Annotated in this window: 26 protein-coding genes; 10 read left to right on the forward strand and 16 right to left on the reverse strand. The window is 48.1% G+C overall.

The annotated features are described in order from the left end of the window. Position 1: 1 nt before the first annotated feature. The 15 genes from GL2_RS19690 to GL2_RS19760 form a co-directional block, all read right to left on the reverse strand. Positions 2–259 (reverse strand): hypothetical protein, encoded by a 258-nt coding sequence (locus GL2_RS19690; protein ID WP_143732439.1) that lies wholly within the window; start codon positions 257–259, stop codon positions 2–4. Continuing rightward, on the reverse strand, positions 216–1499 hold the full coding sequence (locus tag GL2_RS19695; protein WP_143732440.1) for a phage portal protein: 1284 nt from the start codon (positions 1497–1499) through the stop codon (positions 216–218). Before GL2_RS19695 ends, GL2_RS19690 begins: the two co-directional genes overlap by 44 nt. Beyond that, the gene (locus GL2_RS19700; RefSeq protein WP_143732441.1) at positions 1496–1714 is read right to left on the reverse strand and encodes a primosomal replication protein PriB/PriC domain protein; all 219 of its coding nucleotides are present in this window, start codon (positions 1712–1714) and stop codon (positions 1496–1498) included. The genes GL2_RS19695 and GL2_RS19700 overlap by 4 nt, the downstream gene beginning before the upstream one ends. Beyond that, positions 1715–3739 carry a terminase gpA endonuclease subunit gene (locus tag GL2_RS19705; RefSeq protein WP_172621213.1) on the reverse strand — a complete coding sequence of 675 codons (2025 nt, stop codon included), beginning with the start codon at positions 3737–3739 and terminating at the stop codon, positions 1715–1717. Further along, positions 3684–4205, reverse strand: a complete 522-nt coding sequence (locus tag GL2_RS19710; RefSeq protein ID WP_143732443.1) for a hypothetical protein — start codon at positions 4203–4205, stop codon at positions 3684–3686. Before GL2_RS19710 ends, GL2_RS19705 begins: the two co-directional genes overlap by 56 nt. Positions 4206–4291: 86 nt before the next feature. After that, positions 4292–5011: a hypothetical protein gene (locus tag GL2_RS19715; RefSeq protein ID WP_143732444.1), complete on the reverse strand. Its 720-nt coding sequence runs from the start codon at positions 5009–5011 to the stop codon at positions 4292–4294. Beyond that, a complete protein-coding gene (locus GL2_RS19720; RefSeq protein WP_143732445.1) occupies positions 5001–5210 on the reverse strand; it encodes a holin in 210 nt (69 codons plus the stop codon). Before GL2_RS19720 ends, GL2_RS19715 begins: the two co-directional genes overlap by 11 nt. Further along, positions 5207–5575, reverse strand: coding sequence for a 3TM-type holin (locus tag GL2_RS19725; protein ID WP_143732446.1), 369 nt, complete (start codon positions 5573–5575; stop codon positions 5207–5209). Before GL2_RS19725 ends, GL2_RS19720 begins: the two co-directional genes overlap by 4 nt. Next, positions 5575–5952, reverse strand: a complete 378-nt coding sequence (locus GL2_RS19730; protein ID WP_143732447.1) for a D-Ala-D-Ala carboxypeptidase family metallohydrolase — start codon at positions 5950–5952, stop codon at positions 5575–5577. The genes GL2_RS19725 and GL2_RS19730 overlap by 1 nt, the downstream gene beginning before the upstream one ends. A 119-nt stretch (positions 5953–6071) precedes the next feature. Next, positions 6072–7193 carry an ImmA/IrrE family metallo-endopeptidase gene (locus tag GL2_RS19735; RefSeq protein ID WP_172621214.1) on the reverse strand — a complete coding sequence of 374 codons (1122 nt, stop codon included), beginning with the start codon at positions 7191–7193 and terminating at the stop codon, positions 6072–6074. After that, positions 7165–7791: a hypothetical protein gene (locus GL2_RS19740; RefSeq protein ID WP_143732449.1), complete on the reverse strand. Its 627-nt coding sequence runs from the start codon at positions 7789–7791 to the stop codon at positions 7165–7167. Before GL2_RS19740 ends, GL2_RS19735 begins: the two co-directional genes overlap by 29 nt. A 512-nt stretch (positions 7792–8303) precedes the next feature. Further along, the gene (locus tag GL2_RS19745; RefSeq protein ID WP_143732450.1) at positions 8304–8690 is read right to left on the reverse strand and encodes a hypothetical protein; all 387 of its coding nucleotides are present in this window, start codon (positions 8688–8690) and stop codon (positions 8304–8306) included. Between the two features lie 323 nt (positions 8691–9013). Then, a complete protein-coding gene (locus tag GL2_RS21580) occupies positions 9014–9436 on the reverse strand; it encodes a hypothetical protein (RefSeq protein ID WP_172621215.1) in 423 nt (140 codons plus the stop codon). Then, positions 9405–9716 (reverse strand): helix-turn-helix domain-containing protein, encoded by a 312-nt coding sequence (locus GL2_RS19755; protein ID WP_143732451.1) that lies wholly within the window; start codon positions 9714–9716, stop codon positions 9405–9407. The genes GL2_RS21580 and GL2_RS19755 overlap by 32 nt, the downstream gene beginning before the upstream one ends. Positions 9717–9852: 136 nt before the next feature. Further along, positions 9853–10083, reverse strand: coding sequence for a hypothetical protein (locus GL2_RS19760; RefSeq protein ID WP_143732452.1), 231 nt, complete (start codon positions 10081–10083; stop codon positions 9853–9855). 100 nt (positions 10084–10183) lie between these two features. On the opposite strand from GL2_RS19760, the gene GL2_RS19765 reads away from it, so the two are divergent. The 10 genes from GL2_RS19765 (at position 10184) to GL2_RS19805 (ending at position 15781) form a co-directional block, all read left to right on the forward strand. Then, a complete protein-coding gene (locus GL2_RS19765; RefSeq protein ID WP_143732453.1) occupies positions 10184–10843 on the forward strand; it encodes a LexA family transcriptional regulator in 660 nt (219 codons plus the stop codon). A gap of 208 nt (positions 10844–11051) precedes the next feature. Then, the gene (locus GL2_RS19770) at positions 11052–11393 is read left to right on the forward strand and encodes a response regulator transcription factor (RefSeq protein ID WP_143732454.1); all 342 of its coding nucleotides are present in this window, start codon (positions 11052–11054) and stop codon (positions 11391–11393) included. Between the two features lie 184 nt (positions 11394–11577). Continuing rightward, positions 11578–11880 (forward strand): hypothetical protein, encoded by a 303-nt coding sequence (locus GL2_RS19775; RefSeq protein WP_143732455.1) that lies wholly within the window; start codon positions 11578–11580, stop codon positions 11878–11880. A gap of 168 nt (positions 11881–12048) precedes the next feature. Beyond that, positions 12049–12213: a hypothetical protein gene (locus tag GL2_RS21585; RefSeq protein ID WP_172621216.1), complete on the forward strand. Its 165-nt coding sequence runs from the start codon at positions 12049–12051 to the stop codon at positions 12211–12213. Then, the gene (locus GL2_RS19780; RefSeq protein ID WP_143732456.1) at positions 12210–12497 is read left to right on the forward strand and encodes a phage antirepressor KilAC domain-containing protein; all 288 of its coding nucleotides are present in this window, start codon (positions 12210–12212) and stop codon (positions 12495–12497) included. Before GL2_RS21585 ends, GL2_RS19780 begins: the two co-directional genes overlap by 4 nt. A gap of 88 nt (positions 12498–12585) precedes the next feature. After that, positions 12586–12810, forward strand: coding sequence for a hypothetical protein (locus GL2_RS19785; protein WP_143732457.1), 225 nt, complete (start codon positions 12586–12588; stop codon positions 12808–12810). A 78-nt stretch (positions 12811–12888) separates the two neighbouring features. Next, complete coding sequence (locus GL2_RS19790; RefSeq protein WP_143732458.1) at positions 12889–13128, forward strand: DUF4224 domain-containing protein; 240 nt, start codon at positions 12889–12891, stop codon at positions 13126–13128. Then, complete coding sequence (locus GL2_RS19795) at positions 13128–14159, forward strand: tyrosine-type recombinase/integrase (protein ID WP_143732459.1); 1032 nt, start codon at positions 13128–13130, stop codon at positions 14157–14159. Before GL2_RS19790 ends, GL2_RS19795 begins: the two co-directional genes overlap by 1 nt. Positions 14160–14384: 225 nt before the next feature. Next, positions 14385–14570, forward strand: a complete 186-nt coding sequence (locus GL2_RS19800; RefSeq protein ID WP_143732460.1) for a hypothetical protein — start codon at positions 14385–14387, stop codon at positions 14568–14570. Positions 14571–14827: 257 nt separating this feature from the next. Further along, a complete protein-coding gene (locus GL2_RS19805) occupies positions 14828–15781 on the forward strand; it encodes a DUF2971 domain-containing protein (protein ID WP_143732461.1) in 954 nt (317 codons plus the stop codon). A gap of 941 nt (positions 15782–16722) precedes the next feature. Here GL2_RS19805 and GL2_RS19815 read toward each other — a convergent pair. After that, positions 16723–17685 carry a hypothetical protein gene (locus tag GL2_RS19815; protein WP_143732462.1) on the reverse strand — a complete coding sequence of 321 codons (963 nt, stop codon included), beginning with the start codon at positions 17683–17685 and terminating at the stop codon, positions 16723–16725. Positions 17686–17918: the final 233 nt, after the last annotated feature.

The raw sequence follows: 17918 nt of genomic DNA on the forward strand, positions 1-17918 counted from the left end.
CCTATTTAGAGTCGGGGTCTTGCTCAGTGTTTTCTGCGGGGACCGCAGTGCGCTTGCTTGGGGTGGTGATATCGTTTTCTTTCAGCTTTCTCTGCCAGGCAGCGGTTTGCTTGATCACATCGTCTGGCTTTTTGCCACGGCGGCGGATGGTCTGCTGTGGGCTGACCAGTACATTTTCCAGCAGGGTTTCATCGGCGCTGGCTTCGTGGGCTGGGTTAATCCAGGGCATCACCGGGGTAATAAAATCGACATGCATCATGGGTGGCCGGATCTACATCAGCAGGCACTTGAAAGGCATCGGCCAGTAAGCCCATTTGAACCCAGCGCCGGGTGACCGGTTCAACGATTTCCTCGCAAAATTCCAGGCTGAGGGTTTCGTAGTTTGTCCATTGCTCTACCAATTCCTGGCGCTGAGAACTGTAGGTGCCGTTGTAGTTTTTGCTAATGCTGCTAAAGCTGGCCATGGTGCCGGCGGCAGCCATACGGTGCATGGTTTCTAAAAACGGGGTTAGCAAGCCGCTTGGGCGATTGCTCTGGATGGTGCCGACAGATTCCCCAGGGCGGAGATCGTCATAGATGGCGCCGGCACGGATATCGAGAATGCGTTTACCTTCACTATCCCAAGCATCATCATGCTCATAAGTATCAGGGCTGCCCTTCTGGATAAAGCCGACCATAGCCGAGGCAATCTTGGCGGCAACGCGCTCATTTTCTTCATAGTCTTTAATATCGTTGAGGCGATTCATTACTGCGGCAAAGACCGTTACCCCTCGGGTCTGATGCAGCCGGCGTACAAATTTCAGGTGCTCGATATTTTCTGCACTGTGGCGCCTGTGCTTCATACGCCAGTTAAAAGAGGCACCGGGGTGCTCGTCGTAGAGCCAAAATGCCTTGGCTTCGCCCCAGGCCGATTTCTCAATGCCCTGCACTATGCGCTTGCTGGGATCGTTGTAATCCACCGGCAGAAAATCCGGCTCTAGACACTCAATGGTGTAAGGCACCGGGGTCCGGTGTTTTAATCCGGGGACCGAGCCCTGCAGGTGCCGCATCAGCGTTTCACCATCTCTCAGCCAGGTATTACACAGAAGCCGCTGCGCTTTGCCCCAGCTGAATTGCCGAGTGCATTCCGGGCGTCGCGCCCATTCCTTGTGGGCCTCATTCATTTGACTGGCGAGGCCTTCGTGAATATCGCCATCCCAGGTTTTAGGTTGGAATTCCACATCGATACCGCGCGGGCCGACGATGTTGTTGGTCAGAGTGGTGAGAATGCCAAAGGCAAAGTCGTGGTTTTGCTCCAGGTGCCGGGCCTGGCCGCGCAGGGTTTCCACACTGCCTTCAATCACTAAATCCCCACTGCGGTTATCACCGGGGTTTTTTCTCAGCCGGCTTGGCTTTGCGGCTTCATAGGCGGCGGCGATCTCCAGGGCGCGGCGGGCTTGCACACGGCGCAGGGCGGCCTCGGGCGCAAAGAACCCGATAACAGAATCCAGTTTGTTCATGAGTAAAAGTTCGCGTAGGCGGGTCCGCGGCGTTTGCCGGCAGCCTTGAGTTTTTCTTGCTGTGCGCGGCGCTCCCACTCCTGACGACCAGCGCGGATTTCCTGCAGGTTCTCTGCAGTAAATTGGCGGCCGTTAATCACCGTGGTTTTACCGGCGAGCACATCTAGCTCGGCCTCGATATAGAGGTCGACCATGGCTTGTGCGGTTTTCGACATTTAACTATCCAGTAGGGAGCCAACCGGCTGTGCTGGCCTGTGTGGTTTTTTCGGGACTGGCTGAGGTTGATCTGGTGATTGATCCGATTCGCTAAACAAAGTGCGCTGGCCCAGCTGTAATTCAATGCTGGACCATTTTTTCTCGTTGTATTTATGCATGCCCTTGGCGTGGGCTGCGTGTAGAGCATAGACCTCGGTATCGGTGCCCTCGTTGGGTCTGCCGGGGCGCTGCTGCCAAGTTTCTCGGCCTTTATGCTTTTTACTGGGGGCTTTCACTTCGGCGGTGACCTGTTCCCAGTAGTCCTGCCGCACATGTTTGCAGCTGTGCATATAGGCACTGGTGCCGAGCAAGCGCTTGGCTATCAGGTCTTTCGCCTTGTGAGTACCCACGATATACACCCGAACTCCGTGGCGGTCGGCCTTGGTACGACGCTTGGGATTGTTGTAATCCACCTGTCTGGGTTGCGTGAAGATTTCCTTGGTGCCGAAGTCGTTACTGTCACCCTTAATGGCCATCACCAAGATACCGCGGTGTTTCTTATCGCGGGTTCTCACCCAGTGATAGACCGCGTTGCTGGTGCCCCCATCGGAGGAATCGATGCTTACCGCGGCTGCGCGGATCTCACCAAAGCGTTCGTGCTTAAAAGGCTGGAATACCAACTTGTCCAGGGCGTCCCAGCAGCTATCGCGCTTGTCCGCAGTATCGCCATCGATCTCGCCCCAGAACATCTGCCAGCTTTCTTCATTGCGCCCGAAGGCGCGGATAGTGATCGCCAGGCGGTCGTGTTGCACATCGATGCCCACCGTTACCAGCAGGCCGCCAGCGGGGCAGGATAATTCTGGGTAGTCCTCGGCGGCCTCTTGTAGTTTTTCATGGTCCAGTAGACGGCTGGCGGCGTACTGGTAGGGCCGGCCCAGTTTGTTGTTCTGGAATACGATGCGCGCGGATTCATCGCCGCTTTTGGCTTCGTGTTCGGCTTCGAGAAAATCCCGCACCACATCGGCGAGGCCGGTGCCAGGTATGCACACATAGAGCTCCGATAGCTCCATAAAGGTTTCTATCGGTTCGATTTCATCGGGCCCAAAATCTTCACCACATTGGGTTTTAACCCAGCCGGCAAAGTCATCTCCATTTTCTCGCGCCGTTTTACAGGTCTGCAGAATATTGGCCTGGCGGCGGTAGTCATCCCATTCGCTGCCACATTCCGGGCAGCCATAGATGGCCGTATCAGGCTGATGTAAACCGAATACCGGATGCGGTATGCCCTCTTCTTTCTTCAGCCAGCGAACGTTTTCCCAATCCAATACATGGGAGTCGCCACAGTCGTGGCAGGTCACCGGCAGCACGCGCATGGTACCGAGTTTGGTGTAGTGCTCTACCTGGGAAAGGTCGGCAACCGCCGGCGTGCCACCAATAATTAATTTCTTATTGCGCATCCGCTTTAAACGCTCGCGCAGGTGGCGAATAGAATCGCCCTGATCGCCAACATCTTTGTTGGTATCGTCTGGCTCCTCCACATAGCCCCGGCGGGCCGTGGTGGATTTCACATTAGAGATGGAGTTGGAGCCAATGGTGCGTACCTCACCACCGGGGAATTTCTTGCGCGTTGAGCGGCTGCCGCCCTTGCGGCTGGTGGTGACATCGATCACACGATTCACCGCTGGCGAGCCTTCGATAATCGGCACCAGCTTTTCATCCATAAACAGCCGGCCTTTTTCATCCTTGGGAAATAGCATCAGGATGCGGGCCGGATCAGTCACGGCGACCTTACAGATATCGGTAGCCAGCAAAACCGTCCAACCGATTTGCGCGGCCTTCTGCATTACCACCATCCACGACACTGGATTATCCAGTGCGTGCATTACGCCCCAGAAATAGGGCACATAATCGTTGCGGTAATAGCCGGCGTTATCGCTATCCTCCGAGGGCAGTTTGATATTGTCCGGCAACCACTCAATCAGCGGGATTTTAGGCTGCGGTATCCAGGCCTGGCGCACCTCCTCCACCAGCCTCTTCAGATTCAATTTCGTAACTGCCAATAGCTTTGAGGGCAGCGTCAATGTTTGGCTGTAGGGGTTCGCGATCGATGGTAATGGCATGCTGGCTCTCGATAGCAATAACGATGCTTTCCACCGCTCCTAAAAATTCATTCTTGCCAATGGTGGACCACTCCACCATCGCCTTGCGTACAGACTCAATATCGACAATTAGCTGATCCTGCTTGTATAGCTCGCGCATTTTCAGCTGTGCATTCGCCTCTGACTCAACGGCCTGCGCCATATCGCGACGGTTGCGGGCTTCATTCGCTTGGCGTCCTGCAGCCTCAGTTCGCAGACGCTCGCAATATTCATGAAGCCAAACTCTGAAGCTGGCACCTACAGTAAAAACCTCTGCCTTGTAGTGTTTGGCAATAGCCGGTTGAGTAGCGCCAACCAAGCGAGCAAAGCCCAATTGTGTGGCCTGATCATCAAGAGAGATATCACCAGCCAAGGTATAACCCCCTATGAAATTTTGGATATCTGTTAAAAAAGCGGGGTCCGAATCACCCGTGTGCTGGCCCTCTCAGGAGGACCCGTTCAACGTCTCTTTGCGGTCGCAATCGCATGGTCCATGGCCTTATCCAGTTCTAATGGCAAATGCCTACGGGCTATGCCTTCAGCTATTCGAATAAAAGGGAATCGCTTGCGGTAGTCTGGCTTGCCCTTGAGGAATATCAGAATGGGCTTAACCGTTGGCCGGCGTTTGCCGCCTGCCCTCCTCCAAACGCCTAAGACACCATTCACTTTGCCAACGAAATATTTGCCCTTCTTACCCTGCGCATTACCTGCCCCCCTTGTAGAGCCAGGGTTACCCCGTAATTCAGCCAGGATTTTTTTATAGGTTCCGACCGAGATATTCCCGTGCTTGTTTAATCTCGCGGCCTCGCCATGCACCACATACATACCAGCAGGCAGGACACCCATATGTCGAAGGGCACGCTCAAAGCGCTTGTCGTTCCGGTTCACATCCATGACTGACGGGGCCAGATATTTGCTGGGTGCAGTACCGTTGGAAACCTGATCACGGATAAAGACTTTGGCAATACCTGAACGCTTGGTGGCTTTCTTTACCAATACAGAGTTCAGCGTTAACTTTGCCGGGTTTGTAAATACACGCCCCATAGCTGAGCGCTCTTCTCCCCGTATACGAAAGGCCACGTTATTTAGGGCAACCGAACTGGCATAAGGTAACTGCTTTTTTAATTCAGCAGATGCTCGATCAAACTTTGAAGTATCCAGCTTTACACTAACGTCCATCGTCCCCGCCCTGCTGCTCCTGCAGCTTCAAGCGCTTGTGGTTGTAATACCAATTAACCATTAAACCTGCCGCAGCTATCAGCACACCAGCAAGACCAAGCCAGTTGTTTGCAAGCCAACCCGCGAAAGTTCCAGCACCAATAGCAGTCATATAGCCAGCCTTATCCGCTATTTCTCTGAGGGCATCCTGAAGTGTCATGACTGCTTCCAGGCAATAGTTGCCTTCTCAACGCTGCGCCCCACGACATAACCACCGAGGCCGATTTTTATTATTTCCAGAAGGGCGAGGGTCTGGTTCTCGCTGAGGTTTGGCGCTGTCCACCCCAACCAATGAAAGACGATCAGCCCCACGAATGTGAGCATTGTTACTGGCCGCCAGTTTCTTTGTAGCCATGACTCTCCCCCAGCTTCTGTAGTGATTACCTGGGTAGCCGCTCTCAGCTCCTCCAGGTCCATTGAGATTAACTTTGAATCCACCTGCGCCTTTAGGCGATTGGCTTCTGTCTTATCCGGGAATGCCTTGTCTATGACCTTGCCGAATAAGTCGGATATAGCGGAAATCATTAGTAACTCCAAACAGTTGGGCGCATACGCTCGCCAGGGATTGAGCCAAGGTCATCAAGGTGCAGAAACCGGCTTCCTATTGATCCCTTCTGCCTCACTCCTATTCCGGTAAATCCTTCTTCTTGGGCAATTTGGATCAAGCGGTAAGCTCGACCCAATGCCACTTGAACATCAACTGCCTGCCCTGATGCATGGCTCATAGTTGCATTCAAATTGACGTTATACGCTGGGCAACGGTAGCCAGAAGTAATCACCATCGGCTTAGCAAAGCGCTCCCTGACTCGAATCAGGCGAAGGAGCGTGTCATCTTTGAAAAGATTTTTTCCACAGCAACCACAGGCCAGCTCCCTGTCTAGGAAGTAGTCATTTTTAAACATTGAGATACCAGAAATGAAAAAGCCCGCACGAAGCGGGCTTAGGATGAATTGAGCCTAAAGATACAGAAAGTTATGAGGAGCTAGTTACAGTCAACCTCAATACTTACTATCAAGATAGATTAGAAATAATTAGCTATATTGGTAACTTTTTCATTATTCATGACAGGTTTCTTGTATTCCTCAATCAGTTCATGCTGCTGGGTCAAGTTTGCAAGAAAATGCTCAGTAATTTCCAGGCTATCCAAAAGACCACCGAAACCATAACCAAATGTATCACCAAGGAGTTTTAAACTGTTTGGCAATAGCTCAGGTTGCTCCCTGGGAACATCTTCATCATACCACTCGTTTTTGGTTTGCCCAGTTTTGCTCAAGTGTATATTTGCTATCCTATATTGCGACGGATTTATTATCTCCAATTGATTCAACCTGTAGATAATTGATCGTGTACTTACACCCCACTTGACCTTGATGTTTTTTATCAAATTCCAATCTATTCTACTGCGCTGACTGGTACCATATTCCGCTAGCAATGCGGCACGTGGAAGCAAAAAAGTGCTTGCAAAGTAATCTGCTTGCCCCTCAGTTTCCTTGTCACCAGTTTCGATTCCATTGTGAAGGATGATATGCGCACATTCATGCGCTAAATCCATCCGAATTCTTGGTGCAGACTTCTCCTCATTCAGCAATACAATGGGCCGTTTTCTGTGTATCGACAAGGCATCAACTTTTTCAGACACCTGCCCAAAGCTTGCCACAATAGCACCAGCATTCTCCAAAACTCGGATCATGCTCTTAATCGGTCCGCCACCAAGTCCCCAATGTTTCCTACTTTCAATGGCTGCTTTTTCTGCATCATATAGTGACGCCGCCGCCAGAGTTGGGAAGTTAACGTATGGAAGATTCAAACGGCCATCTAAGGCATCAACCAGCCTATTCATCAATGTAGCCCTGGCAGTGCACTCTCTTCTGGCAGAAACCAATGTCGTTTTCAACTTCCTAAAATGGCACTCTTCCTCTTTAATATGGTTAACAATTGGCTCATAAAAAAAACCGCTGTTGACTTCAAGTTCGTATGCAAGTGCATCAACTAAATCAGATGCAGGTGATTTGCTATCTTTCTCTATTTGCTGAATGTACTGTCGAGTGGTCCCTACTCGATCACCAAGGTCATTAAGGGAAAGTCCGGAAACCAACCGGCACAATCTTAAATTATCACCCTGAAATATTACGTCCTTTTTCATTTGTTTCTTTCGCCTTCTCATCAGCACCAACTGAAAGTGAGACAGCTGCAGATGGAAGCTCAACTGGAGCCGACTCACTTGGTTTCATTGGTGTCATTACTGCTTTATTTACCTGATGTATTGGCACAACATGAGAGGCAAAGACATTCCCATCCTCTCCTATGCCTAAAAACTCGATATTTGTAGTAGTCCCTTCTTTATCTGTTTCAACTACATAGGTCCACACTATTTTTTCTGGTGCCCCAACTTCTAGAAACATCCCCAACTGCTTGAGCTCAGGATACGTCTGCGCTCTGGAGCATATATTCTTTTTTGGTTTTCCTACTTCACCCCTATAGAAGCTAACTTCTGCTTCACCAATCTTGAAAATAAATTTTAGGCTAGCATCTTTAATCGTTAGGTAGGGAATCTCTTTCGACTTCTCCATGAGATCAGTGCTACACCAGGCATGCGCCCTACATCCAATTGACCAGCCATTATCTCTTTTTTTATCAACTGCCTGGAGGTTGTCATATCTAGCGTCCGCCAAAATAATTCCTACCTCATTGATCCGCTCAACAGTAAGATCTTTATGTACCTCTGAAGGATGTCGATTCATAGAGCTCAGCCTAGTCCCTGCCATCAATTTAAGATGACAAACATGCTATAGGCTAATCTTGGATTTTGTCAACCAACCCAAAATCTGTAAGCTTTGAAGGTAAAGTGTAAACTTGTACCAGAAAGGTAAACATACTATTGAACTGCTCAACAAACTAAAATTTGCAAGAAAATCAATAAGATAGATATTTCCTTACAAAAAATAATGAGCTACAAGACACATCAAGCAGGTCACTTTTAAAGCACTTCACACACAAAAATGTTGAAAATTACGCCCTCTAGCAATCCCTAACTCAGAAAGAGCACGTAAATTTACACGCCAATTTTTACCTCTCAACTCTCTCAGGATAAAAAAGGCTGATATTTCCAAGATACCGCTGGCACAAAAAAACCGGCTGGGTACCGGTCTTAGAAAGGATGTGATGATCGCTGCATGAAAACCTTGGCAGCTTGAATTAGACTACTCCATATGGACGTATGCTGTCAATAAATACACACTGTATTAAAAAACAGTTATGCGGCGTTACGCGCCAAATAGAATGCCTCTACTGTTGCCTCAACAATTTGGCACATTTTTTCAACCCAAGGTTTAGATTTTTTTACTTTCCTAGCAACATCCTGAAGCTCCCACCGATAGTAATACCTCAACCAAAAGACTAACCTTTCTAATTCTGCTTTTTCTCGATCTCGGCGCATAGTGATTGCATTTAAGTAAACAAGCACTGTGGCATCAGTAACCTGAGCCCGCTCTTCATTCACCGGCAAAGGGCTTACTCTATGCCCCGAAACCATCTCTCGTCCAAAAGCTGCCATACGCGGCCAAGATACTGCATCTCCAGCCCGCTCCGGGTAGGCTATAGACCACTCCCACAAAAGTTCCCGTATTCCTAGTTCAGACATTGCCCCTCCCTCATTTCAAATAATCAGAACCAAAAACCAGCCACACACCCATCAAGCAGCCTTCGGCATACTCTCGAAATAATCCTGAAGTCGCCTTTCGGCTGCATGCAAATTGTCTCGGTGATACGTGCCCAGGTAATTTATATGCCCCTGGTTTATCCAGAATTGGGTAACCACCGTATTCGCGAACACAACCTCCACGAGGTGAGCGTACTTGGTGCGGAATACGGCCAGCGGGCTGCTGGGGTTGGTTGTGGAAATCCTTTCGATGGCTTCTGGGATGGTGACTGTGCACATGGTGAGCTCTCCTTGGTGATTGGGTTTTACCAATTGGTATCCGTTGCGATTTCTACTGCGCTGAGGTTTCGCGTTAGCCGCTGCCCTGACGCCTGAGGTTGGGGTGCGAAGTACTTCTCGCGTTTTAGCCAGTTGCGCCAGGTGGCGAGCCAATCGAGTTTTACGCCCCGTTGGCCGGGTTGGGATATCCAGTAATCGCGGAAGCTTTCGGCAATGTCGTGGATTCTGGTGATCAGGTCTGGGCGGAGGCGCTGGGCTTCGGTGCGGAATTTGTCCGTGAGAACCCAGTTTCCAGGCAAGCGTGTGCCGCGTTTGGGGTTGGCGCGTTTTGGAACTGTACCTCTCTCTACTGGTTTCTTATTGGTTCTTACTGGTTCTATAGAGAAGGACGTGTTGTCATTTTCACCGGTTGGGTGCTCAGATTTCACCGGTTCGTGTTTTATTTTCACCGGTGAAATCATTGCACCGGTTTACGTGCAAAAAGAGGTCATAATTGGTCCTGCGCCCGTTGGATTTTTCGGCGCTCAGGTAGCCCAGTTCCTCCAACTCTTCGATGGCATTAATCACCGAACGCTTTGTACATTGCGCAACGTCAGACAGGTAGGCATTGCCCGGATCACACTGCCCCGTGTCACTGTTATGGCAATCAGCCAACGCGATTAAAACCAGCTTTGCTGTTGGTGTTCTAGTCCTGCGTTTAATGGCCCATGCCGCAGCTTCAAAGCTCACTACGCACCTCCTGTATAAATTTCCATATAGCGCACCGGATTACCGCCCTACTCCACAAGCAGCAGAATTACCAAGTCACAACAGAGGAATTTGAAAATGATCGTTCTTCAGGTTTCGCCAGCAAACTCGTGCTCGGTTAACTTGCTTGCTGAACGTTTACAGGCTTTTCGTAGCGCTCCGGGTATAAAGACTCGAGTTCGGAAATCATCCCATCAGATGCTTTGCACAATCTCTCCGCCAAACCTCGACCAACTGCACCACGAGCAACAGCAATCTGCTTGAAGTTGGCAAAGGTGGTTCCAGCCTGCTTGGCCACTTGCTTCACCCTTTCTTTTGGATACGTGTAGTAGAACTGTCGCGGTGTCATTGGTTAGCCCTCCTTGACGAGACAATAGGGAATTACTATTCCCCCGTCAATAGTGTTTCTCTAATACCAGTTAGCGTTTTCCTAATGGCATAATAAAGCGATGGAAATCAAAGACATCCGCAAAGACAACCTCAACCTGCTAGCCGACAAGCACGGCAGGAATACCATTTCTGAGAAGCTGGGCTACCCAGACAACAACTACATCAACCAGCTCTGTGGCGGCCACACCAACATTGGATCCCGCACTGCCAGGAAAATTGAAGCTGCTCTCGGGTTGAAGACTGGCTGGATGGATTGGCCACAAACTAATGAGCCCGACGTATCCACATCCGATAATTTGACAAAGGGCCCAGAAATTAAGGGGCGTATCCCGCTAATCAGCTGGGTGCAAGCTGGACAGTTTTGCGAAGCGATGGATCTCTTACAGCCAGGTGACGCCGAGGAGTGGCTACCCTGCCCTACGCCCCACTCTGATTATGCCTATGCGTTACGAGTGAAAGGTGACAGCATGGCAAGCCCATATCCTGGGCAAAGAAGCTACCCAGAAGGGATCATTATCTTCGTCGACCCAGAAAAACCCGTGACAAACGGTAGCCGCGTAATCGCTCGCTTGAATGGCGAAGCTACCTTCAAGACTTTTACGGAAGATATGGGACGTTTATTTTTGCGCCCCATCAACCCAAATTACCCCACACTCGACATCACGGATTTAGAGGTAAGTTTTTGTGGCGTAATCATTGGATCCTTCTATCCGGAATAACTCTTCTACCGAAGCTCTTCAACTAGCGGTTGCATGCAAACGTGCGACCGCCATCTCAAACAATACAATGTAATTTTCTTTACCCGGCCTCTAACGAAGCTAGGGATCGACCAAATGGCGCCCAGATAAACCTAGAGTAGTATTTCCCTATTGACCAATAAATAGGATTTTACTATTGTCGCCCTACCAGTAACTGATAGGGCACCCGATGCACACCGCCATCAATCACAGGCCACTAGCACCACGCCAAGCCGAAGCACTTACACATCGCGCCCGTGGACTCTCCAACAAAGAGACCGCCCAAGCTATGCAGTGCTCAGTGGCAAATGTCACCAACCTGCTGGCGGAATGCTTTTACAAGCTGCATGCCCGTAACAGCACTGAGGCGGTGGCCAAGGCGGTAAAGCACGGATTAATTCAGTTCGCCTTGATCGCTTCAGTTCTCAGCGGTATTGGTACGGATGCACAGGAGCAATTACGCACCCGTATCCAACGCCGCCCCACTATTCGAACACTCCGCATCCGCAATAACCGCGAGGGCATCGTATGACCGCCACAGTCTATGTACTCCCAACAACTCAAACTCAACACGGTATCAAACGCCCCAGTGGTTGTACCGGGCCGATCGTTGCCGCAAATCATAAAGGCCGCAACACGGTATCGGCGCAGCCAAAACCTGCTTTGGTTCGACCTGCACAGGGCGATAATTGCCCTCCGTTTGGAGGTGATGCGGCATGAGTAATTTCAGCCCAAAACAGAGCGTGGAAACTCTTCTCACAGTGGCCAACGGCTACTCCGGCGCTAGTGCAATTGCCGCCCAGGTATTGCTTTCCGCCTGGAATAGCAATGATTTCGCAGTTCCCGTTGCCGAGCTCTCTCTGCTCGATGGCGACAACTATCAGCACGCACTTAACGTAATCACGCTTCGCTACCAGGGCAAAGAACCCCACAGCGTCATTGCTCATGGCGAGAAAAAGTTTCGCACCCTTAGCGTCGAGTGGTCTCACCTTGAAACGCAGAGGAAAGGTGCAGCGTGAAACAGATTCAGCAGCTCCCAAGAGTACGTTGCGTGCGCTGCAGAATACCTGCAGAGCCAGTATTTAACGGGAGGCTGTTGTTACGCGGCTGGAGTTGCCAGCTTTGCAAATACTGGGAGCCGGCAATAGGTAGAGAAAGAAAGTTCAAAAAGCTGGTAGGAACAAACCATGAATGAATTCTCCCAGCTTTTGCAAATCACCCAAGACCTAATGGCCACGGTAGAAGCCCAACAATTACAAATAAACGGCATGCACGAACAAATCGCGGCACTCTCCGAAGCCATCCAAGGCCAGCCATCAGAACAAAAATTGAAGGACCAGGAGGCAGCGTGAAAAAGGAAAAACTCTTCACCATTACCCAGGCCGCCCGCACGCTAGAAATGGGCAGGAATAGCCTACTCAAACTGCTACGCAACAATGGCCTGTTACACAGCCGAGAACCCATGCGCAACTCGCCGACAAAGTTCGCTGCGTCACAGGGCCTTCTAGTAGCGGAAAATGCAGAGTTTGAGCGTGGTCCTGTTAAGGTGCCGTACATCATCACCAAGGTTACATCGAGAGGCATGGTCTGGATTCGCGATCTTGTTGAAGACGAAAGCGCATCCAAGGCCAGCTAGTAGTTTTCCGCGCCCCGGCGCAATCAGTCAGTAGTACCTCTCTGGGGCTGCCTGTAAGGAGCCCATTTTTAAAGTTAAGGAGAATCCAATGAATAGATATGCACTATTTTGCGGCACCTACAACCTGATGATGGGTGGAGTAAAAGATTTTCAGGAGTCCGCCGAAACCCTTGAAGAAGCAAAGAAAAAGGCCGCCCAAATAGCGAAAGAGGAACTCTTTAAATATTGGGTTCAAATCTTCGACAAGCAGACTGACCAATTCACCACTTACAGCATTGTCGACGGCCAACTAAAGGAAAGAGGTGACGAGTAGTCGCCCTCCCCTAAACCACTTCATAGCCCGCCTAGTGCGGGCTTTTTGGGTAGAAGACAACAACGCGAGGGATGTGCGATGGGTAACTTGCTGACCAAGCATGAAATAGCCCGCCTAACCGGTGCTGCCGCCGAAAATGCCGAAGAGCAAAAACGCATTCTTGATGCCAACCGGATTCCCTACGTGCTGAAAAAAGACAGATCCCCCGCGCTAACCTGGGAAATGGTCAATCAAGCCACCCTGGCCCGCGGAGCCACAAAATCAGGCTCACCAGGTGTTAACCTACCCCCAGGCTTTAACCTTGGAGCAGCAAGCTGATGGGCAGAAGGCGCAACCCCGAAAATGCATGGATGCCGCCACATGTAGCCAGGTATAAAAACGGCTACCGATTTCGCAAGCATGGCGAACCAACCAAGCATATTGCCAGCCCCGACGCCTCCCAGGCTGAAGTTTGGGTTGCCTATGAGAAATACCTAGCCGGTCTAGTACAAAAGACTTTTACCTTCGCAGATTTAGTAGAGCTCTACTTCGCCTCCCCTCAGTACACCAAACATATAAAACCGCAGACTCAAAAAGACTACTACCGCTATAGCCAGCGTATTCTCGCGGTATTTGGGGAGATGAAACCAGACAATATCACCTCCCCATTAGTACAGATGTTCATGGATGCGCGCGGTGCTGAGTACCCCACCTCCGCCAACAGAGAGCGCACCTTTCTCGGTATTGTGATGAAGTGGGGCAAAGCCAGAGGGTTCGTTAAGATCGAAGACCCCACGGCGGTCGTCAAGACAATCAAGGTAAAGCCCGGCGGGCGCTACGTAGAAGACTGGGAATACCAAGCCTTTTGGCAATGGCTGGGTGATCGCGGCCATGTGATGCACCAATGCGCCATGGAAATCAGCTATTTGTGTGCAGCCAGACAACAGGATGTACTCGCCCTCACCCGTGCAGACATCCAAGAAGATGGCCTATTAATCGTGCAAGCCAAGACAGGCAAAGCCCAACTAAAGCTATGGAGCTCAGCCCTCAAAGAAGCCGTTGATCGCGCAGTAGCCACTAACACCGAAGCACAAATCCAAACCACCCATATCATCCGCAGCCGCGTTGGCCGCGCCTGCACCCGTACCGGGTTCAATGCTATATGGCTTCGCGAGCAGAGAGGTGCCCTAGCGTCTGGTGCAATCAAGCAGCGATTTCGCTTTCATGATTTGAAAATCAAAGCGGCCAGTGACTTTGAGGGAGATGTTCAAAAGTTCACTGGGCATAAGACGCGGTCGATGGCTGAGAGGTATAACCGTACTGCGGATCGGGTGGTTAGCCTTAACCATGTCAATACGAAAAACTCTTAAAACAATCAGAACAGTGCGAACTTGCTTTCCATGCCAATTTGATTAAGATCTTCAGTTGTCGCCACATGGCAAGCGGAAAGAATCATTCTCAGTCAAACTAAAATCTGCCAATATTTAAGAGTGCGGCAAAACACCCTCTAAATTATGCCCCATCTACGGGTATAAATTGGTGACAAATAAGTATAGAGACTTTAGTTAACTGCCCCTCAAGACATGGAAAGTAAAATGAATGTAAAAATACTAGAGAAAGAAACAGGTAGAATTGTCGCAACTTATCCAATCAATATTAATGGGCTACATTACCAACCAACTGAAAGTGATTATATTTCAGAAGCATGGAAATGCGCCATTGAAGATCGTGCTGTAGACCCAGACAAAAAGACTAGTTACAGCTTTACCCTTATTGATTAACTCACCACCAGGGGTTCACTACGGCGGAGCTAATAACTGTTAGCCCCTATAATATTATTATATTTAATGAATACCCAACTAATAAATTGAATATAAAAGAAAATACTACTCGAACACCCTTTTTCCTTTCTCCAAGAATGAAAAAGCAAAGCAATATCTACAAATATGAGGTCGAACAAACAAACATTTGTATCTTTATTTACATGCGGCACTTTCCACCTAAAAATCAAAACTAAAAACACGAAAAAGAATTAAATATGCACGAGATAAAAAAACTCCTTTGGGACGACCTAAATGACGGATTAAATTATCCAGAGAAGCGTCCACTGCTAGCACATTACACATCTATCGACACTTTGGAGAAAATCCTAAAAAAAAATGAACTCTGGCTATCTAATCCGCTATATATGAATGATTACACAGAGTTAAGCTTTGGTATGGGACAAGGCTACCGTCTTTTTACTCAAAGTAAGGAGCTCCATCAAGCATTTGAAGTTCAATCACAATACGATCACTTATTGGCCAGCTTTCAACGATTGTTTATAAGATATACCGAAGATCATGTTTTTAATACATACTTGACTTGTTTCTCGGAGCATTGTGTTGATGATAATGATGGTCGACTATCCATGTGGCGCGGTTACGGCGACAGTGGTAAAGGAGCCGCCCTTGTCATTGATAGCGCAAAAATAAATTTTCATGAATCATCTCCGCTGATAGTCTCAAGAGTTGAGTACCAAACAACGCACGATAGAATCAATTGGCTTGAGAAAAAAATTTCAGCCATCGCAGACTGGATAAAAAATCGAGTAGAACCATTAAGCAATAATGAACTTGAGAAAATAGCATATATATGGCTTGAGCGGTTGAAAATATTCTCCCTCCTCACAAAGCACTCTGGTTTTAATGAGGAACGTGAATGGCGAATTATTTATATGAGCGACCGAGACCCAGAAGAAAAACTTTCAAAAATGCTAAGCTACATAATAAATGGCAATGGGATAGAACCAAAGTTAAAACTAAATCCAGAGCCCCTTTATGAAGTTATCGGTGATAACCGCCTTATAGCCAATTTAACTGATAGAATTATTATTGGCCCTTCAATCTCAACCAAATTCACCGCAAAATCAATTTGCAGAATGCTTCAACATTTAAATCATGATCAGCTGGTCGAAAAAGTTAAGCCTTCCACGATTCCTTACCGCCAATAATACCAATACCTAACTTTTCTTACATCCTGAAGCGCTGTTAGATCACCAACTTCCAGCGCACCTAATGGATATCCCAGGAATTAACGAACTAAAGGTTCATATCAATTTTGCCGCCCTTAAGCTCAACAAAAAACCTATTGCCACTAAGAATATTGACACTTGAGAAAATCATTTTAAGTGCCAGAAGCACTGAATGAACACCCAATCAGCGTGGCGGAAAAATTGATCAGAACAAAATTCGAGAACCGAGCCCAAAACGAAAAAAACCCCGCACTAAGCGAGGTTTTAAGTCCTTGATAGACAAGAAAGAATCTGGGGTGGCCCGAAGGAGATCGAACCTACAGATCCACCGCCTAAATTACTACTGATAAGCCAGCTTTACCGTCGCACCGGTAGTATTATCATCATAATATGGCCCATCATATGAGCTAACTCCCGCATGAACAGCAGCGCCAAGGACAAAAGAAGACTCAGAAAACCCTGAAAAGTAATAGTTGTAGAGCAAAGCAACACCGCGCTATCACCAGCATAATCAACCTCAACAAGCCCCAAGAAAGCCCCTAAAGAGTGACTATCGGAAGATACAAGGCGCTCCCAGATGGGAATTGGTGGGTATTTCTCATTTGCAGACAGCAAGCGCCCCGCCCTCTATCCAAGATTTTGCAAGCCAGCTGCCCATCAAGTACCACTACCACAACGTTTCTTTCTACTCGTGCTAAAGATCCGTCAACAGTACGAAAATTGCTATCGAAGATACCCTTACTTAGAGTTACCATTGCTCCTAGCTGCGAGTATAGAGGCGCACTGTTTGTTAAATACTCATCATGGTTATCGTCCATCTAACATCAGTCACATCATGGGGGGCATGTAATTTACTCAGCGATAATTGTGGCCGATACAAGAGGCTGTTTAAAATACTCTTCAATATTTACTGCCACTTACTACTGCATCGTAGAGCCCATATTTCCACTGCCAATTTGAACGACAATAGCTGTTTGCCCTACTCCTGTCTGTGAAGTTAAGTAACTATTATTACTACCTATTTGAGATGTTATCGCTGTACTCAGGGTAGCTCCTATTTGAGAAATTTCTGCAAAATTCACAAAACCAGTCTGATTGATAACAGCCGTACTGGCAGTGGTGCTCTGCTGTAGTACTTCTGCACCATTCATTACGCCTAGCTGATTGGCCACGGCGCTACTTAAAGAGGTTTGCGTCTGGCCAATAGTGACATCATTTCCTAAACCTATTTGATTACTCAAGGCTCTAACTCTAACTCCATCCCCTTGAAAAATCGAACTAAAATTATCTGATCCCACTTGATTGGTAAAAGTACTGCCTGCACTATCTTCAAGTTGAAAAGAGACAGACATATTCATAGAACCAAATTGATTTATTACATGACTACTTCCAGCACTCAAATTTTGTACAGTTTGAGCAGCATTCATAAGACCGACCTGATTAGTAAAGGATCTTGTATCTAGAGACTCAAATTGACCATTAGTAGAAAAATTCGTAGATCCTAATTGGTTTATGAAAATAGAACCCAAAGTAGTATCAGTTTGAAGAGAAAAGCCAGTATTTCCTTGGCCCTGCTGGCTAATCGAACTAAGGCTTAAAAAGGTGTTATCTTGTTGAAGAGATTCTGAACTATTTAACCCCCCAACTTGTGTATGGTTTACTGCACTACTGCTAGTGCCTGTGGTTTGAGATACATCCGAATCATTAGAAACACCAATCTGTGTTTGGGTAATGAGATTGTTATGAGTAGTTGGATCTGCTTGATCTGCGTTGGCAGTATTATTGGACCCAACTTGAATTAATATCGCTGTATTGTTCCCCGCAAAGGCATCTAGGCTAATTACAACTGATACGGCAGCGGCTAGAGAGATTAACTTCTTCATTAATAATCCTTATACAATAGTTGTACACATATATACATCTTGTCGCCATCATTGAGCACGGCAATCATTTTCGTACAATTTTATACTACGTATCGAAATGATTGATTTAGTAGCCAGCGAACTAAATACTGTATTCATCAAACAGTAAAATCATATATTGCTATGGATAATATCAGCGCATAGAAAAAGTCTGGAAAGAGCAAAACCAACCCATCCTTCAATTTATAAGGTTG

The sequence above is a fragment of the Microbulbifer sp. GL-2 genome (assembly GCF_007183175.1).
GTDB lineage: Bacteria > Pseudomonadota > Gammaproteobacteria > Pseudomonadales > Cellvibrionaceae > Microbulbifer.